Origin of the sequence: Affinirhizobium helianthi (assembly GCF_042680945.1) — a bacterium.
Classification (GTDB): domain Bacteria; phylum Pseudomonadota; class Alphaproteobacteria; order Rhizobiales; family Rhizobiaceae; genus Neorhizobium; species Neorhizobium helianthi.
Genome location: NZ_JBHUEQ010000027.1, coordinates 78,959 through 89,841, shown reverse-complemented (window position 1 = coordinate 89,841; position 10,883 = coordinate 78,959). Strand labels below are relative to the sequence as shown.

Here is a 10,883-nt window from a genome sequence, read left to right as displayed (position 1 = left end):
GGAGAAATTTTGGCTTACCCTTTTATAGTTGATCATGCCGCTCTGAACTCAGGTATGTTCGCCAACTGATCCTTCAACGCTTCGGCCTGAATTTCCAGATCATAGTGCGACTGTAGGTTCATCCAGAATTCCGGTGATGTTCCGAAGAATTTGGCAAGGCGAAGCGCCGTGTCGGTGGTTACCGACGTCATTTCTTTGGCGAGTCGTTCAATGCGTGTCCGTGGAACATCCAACTGCCTTGCTAAGCGGCCTGTGCTCAAGTTCAGTGGAACAAGATATTCTTCCCGGAGGATTTCACCCGGATGTACGGGACTAAGTTTTTCAGTCATATCCTCAGCTACCCCGATGCTTCAGTGGTAATCAACAATTTCAACGTTATCTGCACCACCATCTTTCCAGATGAAACATATCCGCCACTGATCGTTGATGCGGATTGAATGCTGCCCGTGTCTATCGCCTTTTAGCGCTTCAAGCCTGTTTCCAGGCGGTGAGCGAAGGTCGTCAAGTCGTAGGGCGGCATGCAACATAGTCAATTTTCGAAGTGCAACCTTCTGTATGTCGGTTGGCAACCCCTTTGCAATATTGCGCTGAAAGACAGCTTCTGTTCGTGAATTGCCAAAAGTTCGGATCACGCGGAATGATCTTTCCGTATCACGTTGTGATACATAGCATGGATGAAACGAAAAGCAAATACGAAGAATGAAGAGGCGGCCTGAGCCGCCTCTTCGATAGGTTACTCAAACCGATCGATGATGCTGATGCCGCTTTCCTGGAACCTGTTCATGGCAGGGAGGGCTTCAGCGGCTTGCGACAGGGTGATATGGCGGCCGATCAGCTTTTCCGGTGCAAGGCTGCCTGCCTCGATCATCGCCAGCATATCATCGTAGCGCCAGGCTTGCATGCCATGGCTGCCGTAGATTTCCAGTTCATGGGCAATGACCCGCGCCATGGGAATTTGTGGCATGGCATGATCCGCCAGCATCAGGCCCACCTGCACATGGCGTCCACGGCGGCGCAGGTTTGAAATGGAATTGCAGCAGGTCTGCGGGTGGCCGAGAGCATCGACGGACACATGCGCGCCGCCGCCGGTTGCATCCCGCACGGCTTCCGCCACATCGCCAACGTTGCGGCTGTTGATCAGAACTTCCGCGCCAAGCGCCTTCGCCATAGCCAGCTTGTCTTCCGCAATATCAATGGCGACAATGCGGGCACCAAGGCCCTTGCCAATCATGATGGCGGACAGGCCGACACCGCCGCACCCGTGAACAGCCAGCCATTCGCCGCCCTTCAGGCGACCCTGATCGACGACCGCCCGGAAGGAGGTCGCGAAACGGCAGCCAAGGCTTGCCGCAGTCGCATAGCTCATGCTGTCCGGCAGATGCACAAGGTTCTGTTCCGCGTGGTTGATGGCAACATATTCCGCGAAGGAACCCCAATGGGTAAAGCCCGGCTGGAATTGTGCTTCGCAGACCTGCTGGTTGCCGGAACGGCATTCATGGCAGTGGCCACAGCCGGAGACGAACGGTACGGTGACCCGATCGCCAATCTTGAAACGGCGCACATCCTTGCCCACGGCCGAAATGACACCAGCAAATTCGTGGCCAGGAACATGCGGCAGCCGGATATCCGGATCGTGGCCCATCCAGCCGTGCCAATCGCTGCGGCAAAGGCCGGTGGCCTTCACCTCGATCACCACCCCATCCGGGGTCGGCTCTGGATCCGGCAACTTTGCCACCTTCGGTGCCTCGCCGAAAAGCTCATAGAATAATGCGCGCATAAGTGACCTCCTGAGATGGGCTTGCAGTAGTGCTTTTTCTCAGGCGGAAACAGCGCGCTACTCTGCTAGAATCATCAAATCTTCTGATGCAAAGTTGAGATGGATGCGTTCGCCAAGAGCCGGTGGTGCGGTGCCGGGATCGTTGAACATGTCGAATGAAACCAGTGCCCCGCCCACGTCCAGCCGCGTGCGGATGACCGAGCCGAGGAAATGGCTGGACGTCACCACGCCCGAAATTCGCACATCGCCTTTGGCGCTTTCTGCCAAAGAGCCGGCTTCCGGGCGAAGCGCTACGGTGATCTTTTCGCCATTTGCCTTGGCAATGGGTTTCTTGAGCAGGATCTGCTGATCACCGATGGCGATCTGGCTGGCCGAGGCATCCAGTACCTTGGCCTCGATCAGGTTCAGCGTGCCGACGAAAGAGGCGACAAAGCGCGTGGCCGGGTTGTTGTAGATCTCGAACGGCGTGCCGATCTGATCCGCCTTGCCGCCGTTCATGACGACGATCCGGTCAGAAATGGAGAGCGCCTCTTCCTGATCATGCGTGACGAAGACGGTGGTGATGCCAAGCTGCCGCTGGATCTGGCGAATTTCCTCACGCAGCGAAACGCGGATCTTTGCATCGAGAGCGGAGAGAGGCTCATCGAGAAGCAGGACCTGTGGGGCAGGGGCCAGTGCGCGCGCCAGCGCCACGCGCTGCTGCTGGCCGCCAGACATCTGGTAGGGATAGCGATCCGCCAGATGCTCCAGATGGATGAGCTTCAGCATTTCATCGACGCGCGTTTTGATCTCGGCCTTGGACTTACCCGCCACCTTCAGTCCGAAGGCCACGTTGTCGAAAACGTTCATATTGGGAAACAGCGCATAGGCCTGAAACACCATGCCGATATTGCGCTGGTTCGGGCGAAGCTTCGTCTGGTCCTTGCCGCCAATTGCGATGCTGCCATTGGACGGTGTTTCGAAACCGGCAATCATGCGCAGAACGGTGGTTTTGCCGCAGCCAGATGGGCCGAGGAAAGAAATGAACTCGCCCTTCTCAATCGACATGTTGAAATCATGCACGACCCGGACAGAGCCGAAGGACTTTTGCAAATGGGAAAGTGTGAGAAAGCTCATATCAATTCTATCCTCAGACCGGGCGCTGCGCGGATTTTTGCAGGCGGGAGACCAGTTGGATCAGGCCAAGGCAGCCCCAGGTGATGGCGAAGGCAATAACGGCAAGCGCAGCCGGTTCATAGGCGCGGTTCGCCCCGAGTAGCTGCATGTAAGGACCAAATGCCGGGCGGTTCAGAAGGGCGGCCATGGTGAATTCGCCAATGACGATGGCAAAGGTCAGGAAGGCACCGGAAAGCACGGCAATCAGTACGTTTGGCAGAATGATGCGCCCGATAATGGTGAACCAGCCAGCGCCAAGGCTTTGCGCCGCTTCCGTCAGGGTTGTCACATCGATGGTGCGCAAGCCCGTATCGACTGCGCGATACATATAGGGAAGGGCGAGAACGGTGTAGCCGAAAACCAGCAGCATATCGGTTCCGAAGGCGCTTCCCGTCAGCGGCAACCAGCTGGATGTGTTGTAGAGCCGGATATAGCCGAAGACCACGACAATGGCCGGGATGACCAGCGGCAGCAGGGTGATGAATTCGATATAGGGCCGAAGAAAGGGCAGCTTCAAGCGGACCCAGTAGGCGGTTGGCACAACGAGAAAGACGCCGACGAGAATGGTGAACAGCGCAAGTGTGACCGAGTAGCTGAAGGTTTCGCGAAAACGGTCGTCGCCAAACACCTTCAGATAGGCGTCAAAAGAATATTCGCCACGACGCATTTTCAGCGAAAAATTCGTCATGCCGATCAGCGGCAGGATGAAATAGAGAAGACCGACAGTCAGCGCGGCCCAGGCCCATAGACGTTTCATTTCATCCACCTTTCACTGCGCGCCCGCAGCCAGATGTAAACGGTGTTGGCCACGCCGGTGACCACGATCATGCCGAAGGCGAGCGCATAGCCAAGATGCGGATCTCCCAGCACATCGCCGCGAATTTGCGCGAAAAGCAGGATCGGCACGATGTTCAGCGAGGAGCCGGTAAGCGCGATCGCCGTTGCAACTGCGCCAAAGGCATTGGCGAAAAGCAGCGCGAAAGTGCCGAGAATGGCAGGGGTGAGAACCGGTAGGGCGACCAGGCGCCAGTATTGAAAATTGGTGGCACCCAGGATCGAGGCGGCTTCCCGCCACTCCTTCTTCAAGCCATCGAGGGCTGGTGTAATGATGAGGACCATCAATGGGATCTGGAAGAAGAGATAGGTGAGGGTGAGGCCCCAGAATGACAGAAGGTTGAAACCCAGCGCTCGCAGGTTGATGCCGAATTGCTGCTGAATGAAAACCGTGATGAAGCCTAAGGGCCCGAGTGTGGCGAGGAAGGCGAAGGCCAGCGGCACGCCGGCAAAGTTGGAGGCTACGCCCGAAAAGGTGAGCAGGGGGCCGCGGATCCAGCGTGGCAGGCCGCCCAGCACAACGGCGGCGGCAACGCCAAAGCCAATGAGGCAGCCGAAAAAGGCCGAGGCAAGGCTGATGCGGATGGAAATGCCATAGGCAGCCATGATGGAGGGGGTGAAGAGATTCAGCACGTTCTCGAAACTGAAGCTTCCATCCGGCCTTTGAAAGGCCCCGACCACGATCTTCAGCGTCGGCATCAGTAGAAAAAGAACAATGAAGGCGGCGAAGGGCACGATGCCCAGCCAGTGCAAGGGCAGGCGCAAATACCGCGCCGGTGCAGGTTGCGCCGGTTGTGTTTCTGTCGTCATTCCCCTCGGTCCCGCTCGTTGTCGTGCAACGTTATTGTTTTTTGCCAGTTTGCGATGCCGTCCCGGTCAATGCAACCGGGACGGCACGTTTTCAAGCGCTTACTTCACGTTGGCGCCGACAACCTTGTCCCAACCGCCGGTAACAGCGGCCTTGTTGGCATCCACGTCTTCCAGCGTCGGGAAGATGGCCTTTTCATAGGCGGCTGCCGGTGGCAGGGCGTCGATCAGTTCCTTCGGAATCTTGTTCGCCTTGACCATGGCGTTGAAGCGGATCGGGTGGCAATAGCCCTTCAACCAGCCAATCTGGCCTTCGTCGGAATAGAGGTGCTCCATCCAGAGCTTGGCAGCATTCGGATGCGGTGCGTAGGCGGAAATGCCCTGCACGTAAACGCCAGCGAGAACGCCCTTTTCCGGTACCACAACTTCAGTCGGCGGGTTGCCGTTCAGCGTCTTGCCCCAGCCCAGAGCGTTGTAGTCCCAGGCGATGACGATCGGGGTAGCACCCTGAGCGAGCGTTCCGGCCTTGCCGATGACAGGCACGAAGTTTCCGGCCTTGTTCATTTCGGCAAAGTATTTCAGACCAGCTTCACCGGCGTCCTTGCCAGCCTTCGCGCCCGTGGAAAGACCGGCAGCGAGAACACCCAGGATTGCCTGGTTGGAAGCGCGCGGATCACCGGCGAGAGCAACCTGACCGGCATATTCCGGCTTCAGCAGATCGGCCCAATCCTTCGGCGTGTTCTTGACGAGATCCTTGTTCACGAAGAAGGACATGACGCCATAGTAATCGCCGTACCAGTAGCCTTCCGGATCCTTAACATTGTCCGGGATCTCGTCCCAGGTGGAAACCTTGTAAGGCTGCAGAAGACCTTCCTTCTTGGCCTGCGGGCCGAAAGCCAGACCAACGTCGATCACGTCAGGAGCCTGCGGGCCCTTGTTGTCCTTGTTGGCCTTGATGGCTTCCAGTTCATCGGCCGAACCGGCATCCGGGTTCAGTTCGTTGACCTTGATTTCCGGGTACTTCTTCTTGAAGGCAGCGATGACTTCGCCATAGCCGCACCAGTCGTGCGGAAGAGCGATTGTCGTCAACATGCCTTCCTTCTTGGCGGCTGCGATCAGTTCTGCGCTCGGTTCTGCAAAAGCAAGGCTGCTCGATGCAACCATGATGGCAGTCGTCAGCGACAGGAGTCTCTTGGTCTTCGTCATCACGATGTCCTCCGTTTGGTCTGTTCGTGTGGGCGCAACTCGTAGTTCCACTTCATGAATGGCATGTGACATTTTCGTATCTGGCCTGCCTTGGCCCAGTCTTATTTTGATCTGGCAGTTTTTCCCTTGTTTTTGCTGGATTTAGCGCTCCCTGCTTGTGTCCGCCCGCCGGAAAAGGCGACTGCGTTCAAAGAGTTTTTCCAGAGAATTCATGCGCTCGCGGGTCTTGTCCCAGCTTGCGCTCTGCACCGCCTCGATCAGCGCCTCGACAGTGAAGAGTGTGACGACCGAAGAGTCCCAGGCGGAAGGGGCTTCGATCCGTACCTTGAAGACATGCGCTGCGTGACGCGCCACGGGCGAGGCCCAGACATCGGTAAACAGAATGATGATCACGCCGCTCGCCGCAGCCGTTTCCGCCAGCGTTGCCAGTTCCTGTTCATAGCGGCGGATATCGAAAATAACGATCACATCGCCCGCGCTCATGTTCAGCAGATATTGCGGCCATGAACTGCGATTGGTGGAAATCAGCGTGGTGCGTGGGCGGATGACCTGCATATGTGTGAAGAAATATTCCGCCAGCGCGCCCGTAATGCGGCCGCCGACGAAATAGATCGCCCGCTTTTCATCCCTGAGGATCGCGGCAACCTCATCGAAGGTTGCAACATCCATGGAGGAGAGGGTGTCCCTCAGATTATTGGTCATCGCCTCGGCAAAGCGGTTGAGAATATGCGCAGTTGGCGCACCGGCCGCCCAGCGATCATGTTTGGCGATGGGGCTGGAAATGGTTGCTTCCAATTCCTGGTGCAGATGCGCCTGGAATTCCGGATAGCCCTTATAGCCCAGTTTCTGCACCATGCGGGCGACCGTTGGGGTGGAGACGCCAGCATTATCGGCAGTCGCGGTGATGCTCCCCAGACCGGAGACCGGATAGTTCTCCAGCAGGCTGTCTGCGAGCCGCTTTTCAGCCGGGGTCAATCCGTCATAGCGCTGACGGATGACCTCCAGCACGGTGTGCGATGGAGAGGTCACTGTTTACCCATTCCCCTTCCGGTCTCTTGCCGGTTTAGCGTTAGTTAACATTTGTGACAGGCGTCGAGTCAATCCGCGCGCTGAAAAGAATTTTTCAAATGGCAGTTGACGATGACGTGATGATGAAGAATTCTCTTCCGTGACGCAGGGCATGATGCTGGACGGGGGCGATGTTAGCTCAAACGGACTTCCTTACCGAACGCGACGGGCACCCGGTTGCCGTGGAGAATGCGCAAGGCCGCAGCCCGGTTCTGCTGGTGTGTGAGCATGCCTCGCTGAAACTGCCGGAAAAGCTTGGCACGCTTGGTCTGTCTGACGATGCGCTTACATCCCATATCGCCTGGGATCCCGGCGCCTTGGCCGTGTCCCGTCTGATATCGCGAAGCCTCGATGCCACGCTCATCCATCAACGGTTTTCGCGCCTGATCTATGATTGCAACCGTCCGCCGGACTCGCCCGCTGCCATTCGAGAGGTCAGCGAGATCTTCCGCATTCCCGGCAATGAAAATCTGAGCGAGACTGAAAAGGCATCGCGCGCTGAGGCTCTTTATTTTCCGTTCCAGAACCGCATTCGCGATGAGATTGCACGGCGGAAAAGTGAAGCGCAGGCGCCGGTTCTCGTGACCGTTCATTCCTTCACGCCGGTCTATTTCGGCCAGCCGCGCGACGTGGAAATCGGCATTCTTCACGATAGCGACAGCCGCCTGGCTGATCGTATGCTGGCTGCGGCTGAGGCCACAACGCTCTATCGCGTCGAGCGGAATGAACCCTACGGCCCTGCCGATGGCGTGACGCACACGCTGGAACTGCATGCGCTGCCGAACGGGCTTTTGAACGTGATGATCGAGGTGCGCAACGATTTGATTGCAGATGAAACCGGCCAAGGGGTCGTGGCCGATTTCCTGACAGGGCTTTTGAGCGAGAGCTTGCAGCCGAACTAAAAGACGAGACCCCGGGGAGACAGTTGTTGGCGTGCCGTGGCTGCGAGGCTGCGGGAAAGGAAATTCGAGGCCGTTCTGGCGGCCATTCGATGACAGGGGAACGTCATGTCTGATTATACCGAGAATGACAAAAAGCAGGACATTCAGATCCTGCACTCCATGGGGTATGCGCAGGAACTGGAGCGGCGCATGAGCTCCTTCTCCAACTTCGCCATTTCATTTTCAATCATCTGCATTCTGTCCGGCGGTATCAATTCACTGGGGCAGGCCACGTCTGGTGCGGGGGGCGCATCCATTGGCATTGGCTGGCCGCTGGGTTGCCTCATTTCGGGCATTTTCGCGCTTGGGCTGGCGCAAATCAGCTCCGCCTATCCCACCGCGGGCGGGCTCTACCACTGGGGCTCGATCCTCGGAAACCGCTTCACCGGCTGGCTTTCCGCCTGGCTCAACCTGCTCGGGCTGGTCACCGTGCTGGGGGCCATCAATGTCGGCACCTTCTACTTCTTCTTCGGGGCCTTCGGTGCCACTCTCGGCATTGAGGATACGCTGGTTAACCGCGTCCTTTTCGTTGCCATCATCACGGCAGGTCAGGCGCTGATCAACCATTTCGGCATTGGCCTGACGGCAAAGCTCACCGATTTTTCCGGTTATCTGATCCTGGCAACGGCGGTAATCCTGACGGTGGTGTGCCTGATCAGTGCACCTTCCTACGAATTTGCCCGCCTGTTTACCTTCGGCAACTATACCGGACAGCCGACAATGGCCGCCGATGGCAGCCTGACCGGAGCAGCCGTGTGGCCGACTGCGGTTTCGGGCGGCATGGCATTCATGCTCGGCCTTTTGCTGCCGATCTACACGATCACCGGATATGATGCGTCCGCGCACACGTCTGAAGAAACGGTCAAGGCGGCAGTTGCCGTGCCGAAGGGCATGATCTCCTCGGTTATCTGGGCCACGGTGTTCGGCTATGTCATGCTCTGCGCCTTCGTTTTGATGCTGCCCAACATGGATGACGCGGCAAAACAGGGCTGGAACGTGTTTTTCTGGGCGATGGACGCGCAGGTCAATCCGGTCTTGAAGAACATCATGTACGCACTGATCTTCCTGTCCCAGCTTCTGTGCGGTCTGGCAACGGTGACATCTGTATCGCGCATGATCTTCGCCTTCGCTCGTGACAAGGGGCTGCCTGCCTCCTCCGCGCTGGCGAAAGTGAGCGTCAAATACCGCACGCCCGTTGCTGCGATCTGGACCGGTGCCGTTCTGGCCGTTCTGTTCGTCTGGTTCACCTCGGCCATCACCATTGCCGGAACCCCTGCCTATTCCATTGTGGTTTCCTGCACGGTCATCTTCATTTTCCTGTCCTTCGTGCTGCCCATTGCCCTTGGCTTCCTGGCGATCGGCACATCGAAATGGCCGGCGATGGGGCCGTGGAACATGGGGGTGGGCACTTACAAGCTGGTGGCGGTGCTGGCCGTGATTTCGATGGCCATCATCTTCTACATCGGTGTGCAGCCACCCAATGACTGGGCGCTGGAAATCACGGTTGGCTTTCTGGTTCTGACCGCCATCGTCTGGTTCGGCTTCGAGAACCGCCGTTTCATGGGGCCGCCTATCGGCGACGCCATTGCCAAGCGCAAGGAGCAGATCGCAGCCGCCGAGGCTGCCGTGGGCGAAGCCTGACCGGCGCACAAGACCATAAGCCGCCACGCGGGAGGCGTGGCGGTTCTTGCTACACGAACGGATACGGAAAATGACCTCGACCTATACCTTTGACGACCTGAAGATCGATGTGGCCGCCGGGCGGATAGACACGGTCATTGCAGCCCAGATCGACATGCAGGGGCGCTTGATGGGCAAGCGTTTTCAGGCGGAATATTTTGTCGATAGCGCGTGGAAGGAGACCCACAGCTGCAATTATCTGCTGGCAACGGACATGGAGATGGAAACCGTTTCCGGCTACAAGGCGACCAGTTGGGAGAAGGGCTATGGCGATTACACCATGAAGCCGGATCTTGCCACGCTGCGCAAAATTCCGTGGCTGGAAGGCACGGCGCTGGTGCTATGCGACGTGCTGGATCATCACACCCATGCGGAAGTGCCGCATTCTCCTCGTGCCATTCTGAAGAAACAGGTCAAGCGGCTGGAAGACATGGGCTTTACCGCCTTCATGGCCACGGAGCTGGAATTCTTCCTGTTTGACCAGAGTTTCGAGGCTGCACGCGAAAGTGGCTATCGCAATCTCAAACTCGCCAGCGCTTACAACGAGGATTACCATATCTTCCAGACCACCAAGGAAGAGGAGGTCATGCGGGCCATCCGCACCGGGCTTCAGGGAGCCTGCGTTCCTGTCGAGAATTCCAAGGGTGAGGCCTCTGCCGGTCAGGAAGAGATCAACGTGCGCTATGCCGAGGCTCTGACCATGGCGGATCGCCACGTCATCATCAAAAACGGCGTGAAGGAAATCGCTTGGGCCAAGGGCAAGGCGGCGACCTTCCTGGCCAAGTGGCACTATAATGCCGCCGGTTCTTCCTCCCACATTCACCAGTCTCTCTGGAGCACGGACGGAAAGACCTCCGCCTTCTTTGATGAGAAAAGCGAATACGGCATGTCGGAGGTGATGCGCCAGTATGTGGCGGGACTGCTCACCTATGCTGCGGAATACACATACTTCCTCGCGCCTTACATCAACTCCTACAAGCGCTTTGTCGCGGGAACATTCGCGCCGACAAAGATCGTCTGGAGCAAGGATAACCGCACCGCGGGCTTCCGGCTTTGCGGGGAGGAAACGAAGGGCATCCGTATCGAATGCCGCATCGGCGGCTCCGATCTCAACCCCTATCTGGCGATGGCTGCCCTGCTTGCTGCCGGTATGGAAGGCATCAGGAACAGGATACAGCTTGAACCCGCTTTCGTGGGCGATGCCTATAGCGGCAAGGGCGTGAAGGAAATTCCGCGCACATTGCGTCATGCCACAGAAACGTTGCGCAATTCCGCCATGCTGCGTGAAGCCTTCGGCGATGATGTGATCGATCATTATGTGCGCGCTGCCGAGTGGGAGCAGGAGGAATATGACCGCCGTATTACCGATTGGGAAGTTGCGCGCGGTTTTGAGCGGGCGTGACATCCAGCACCAT

The 10,883-nt window shown here is 57.6% G+C and carries 11 protein-coding genes; 3 read left to right on the top strand and 8 right to left on the bottom strand.

The annotated features are described in order from the left end of the window. Positions 1–32: 32 nt before the first annotated feature. The 8 genes from ACFSE1_RS16200 to ACFSE1_RS16165 all read right to left on the bottom strand — a co-directional run bounded on the left by ACFSE1_RS16200 (position 33) and on the right by ACFSE1_RS16165 (position 6,808). Positions 33–329 (bottom strand): HigA family addiction module antitoxin, encoded by a 297-nt coding sequence (locus ACFSE1_RS16200; protein WP_377403508.1) that lies wholly within the window; start codon positions 327–329, stop codon positions 33–35. Positions 330–350: 21 nt separating this feature from the next. After that, on the bottom strand, positions 351–632 hold the full coding sequence (locus ACFSE1_RS16195) for a type II toxin-antitoxin system RelE/ParE family toxin (RefSeq protein ID WP_377403505.1): 282 nt from the start codon (positions 630–632) through the stop codon (positions 351–353). Positions 633–733: 101 nt separating this feature from the next. Next, positions 734–1,777, bottom strand: a complete 1,044-nt coding sequence (locus tag ACFSE1_RS16190) for a zinc-dependent alcohol dehydrogenase family protein (RefSeq protein ID WP_377403503.1) — start codon at positions 1,775–1,777, stop codon at positions 734–736. 57 nt (positions 1,778–1,834) lie between these two features. After that, positions 1,835–2,893, bottom strand: coding sequence for an ABC transporter ATP-binding protein (locus ACFSE1_RS16185; RefSeq protein WP_377403500.1), 1,059 nt, complete (start codon positions 2,891–2,893; stop codon positions 1,835–1,837). A 13-nt stretch (positions 2,894–2,906) separates the two neighbouring features. Then, positions 2,907–3,689 carry an ABC transporter permease gene (locus ACFSE1_RS16180; RefSeq protein ID WP_377403497.1) on the bottom strand — a complete coding sequence of 261 codons (783 nt, stop codon included), beginning with the start codon at positions 3,687–3,689 and terminating at the stop codon, positions 2,907–2,909. Next, the gene (locus tag ACFSE1_RS16175) at positions 3,686–4,576 is read right to left on the bottom strand and encodes an ABC transporter permease (protein WP_377403494.1); all 891 of its coding nucleotides are present in this window, start codon (positions 4,574–4,576) and stop codon (positions 3,686–3,688) included. The genes ACFSE1_RS16180 and ACFSE1_RS16175 overlap by 4 nt, the downstream gene beginning before the upstream one ends. 99 nt (positions 4,577–4,675) lie before the next feature. Continuing rightward, entirely contained in the window at positions 4,676–5,779 is a 1,104-nt protein-coding gene (locus tag ACFSE1_RS16170) for an ABC transporter substrate-binding protein (protein WP_377403491.1), read from the bottom strand. 141 nt (positions 5,780–5,920) lie between these two features. Continuing rightward, a complete protein-coding gene (locus ACFSE1_RS16165) occupies positions 5,921–6,808 on the bottom strand; it encodes a MurR/RpiR family transcriptional regulator (RefSeq protein WP_377403489.1) in 888 nt (295 codons plus the stop codon). 170 nt (positions 6,809–6,978) lie between these two features. Here ACFSE1_RS16165 and ACFSE1_RS16160 point away from each other — a divergent pair, with 170 nt between their 5' ends. The 3 genes from ACFSE1_RS16160 (at position 6,979) to ACFSE1_RS16150 (ending at position 10,870) form a co-directional block, all read left to right on the top strand. After that, on the top strand, positions 6,979–7,749 hold the full coding sequence (locus ACFSE1_RS16160; RefSeq protein ID WP_377403487.1) for an N-formylglutamate amidohydrolase: 771 nt from the start codon (positions 6,979–6,981) through the stop codon (positions 7,747–7,749). Between the two features lie 105 nt (positions 7,750–7,854). Then, the gene (locus ACFSE1_RS16155) at positions 7,855–9,429 is read left to right on the top strand and encodes an amino acid permease (protein WP_377403484.1); all 1,575 of its coding nucleotides are present in this window, start codon (positions 7,855–7,857) and stop codon (positions 9,427–9,429) included. Positions 9,430–9,499: 70 nt separating this feature from the next. Beyond that, positions 9,500–10,870 (top strand): glutamine synthetase family protein, encoded by a 1,371-nt coding sequence (locus ACFSE1_RS16150; protein ID WP_377403481.1) that lies wholly within the window; start codon positions 9,500–9,502, stop codon positions 10,868–10,870. Positions 10,871–10,883: the final 13 nt, after the last annotated feature.

Excerpts from the sequence above, each read along its gene's own strand:
- ACFSE1_RS16170 (WP_377403491.1), bottom strand. The coding sequence starts at position 5,779 with ATGACGAAGACCAAGAGACTCCTGTCGCTGACGACTGCCATCATGGTT.
- ACFSE1_RS16200 (WP_377403508.1), bottom strand. The coding sequence starts at position 329 with ATGACTGAAAAACTTAGTCCCGTACATCCGGGTGAAATCCTCCGGGAA.
- ACFSE1_RS16155 (WP_377403484.1), top strand. The coding sequence starts at position 7,855 with ATGTCTGATTATACCGAGAATGACAAAAAGCAGGACATTCAGATCCTG.
- ACFSE1_RS16185 (WP_377403500.1), bottom strand. The coding sequence starts at position 2,893 with ATGAGCTTTCTCACACTTTCCCATTTGCAAAAGTCCTTCGGCTCTGTC.
- ACFSE1_RS16175 (WP_377403494.1), bottom strand. The coding sequence starts at position 4,576 with ATGACGACAGAAACACAACCGGCGCAACCTGCACCGGCGCGGTATTTG.
- ACFSE1_RS16150 (WP_377403481.1), top strand. The coding sequence starts at position 9,500 with ATGACCTCGACCTATACCTTTGACGACCTGAAGATCGATGTGGCCGCC.
- ACFSE1_RS16180 (WP_377403497.1), bottom strand. The coding sequence starts at position 3,689 with ATGAAACGTCTATGGGCCTGGGCCGCGCTGACTGTCGGTCTTCTCTAT.
- ACFSE1_RS16160 (WP_377403487.1), top strand. The coding sequence starts at position 6,979 with ATGTTAGCTCAAACGGACTTCCTTACCGAACGCGACGGGCACCCGGTT.
- ACFSE1_RS16190 (WP_377403503.1), bottom strand. The coding sequence starts at position 1,777 with ATGCGCGCATTATTCTATGAGCTTTTCGGCGAGGCACCGAAGGTGGCA.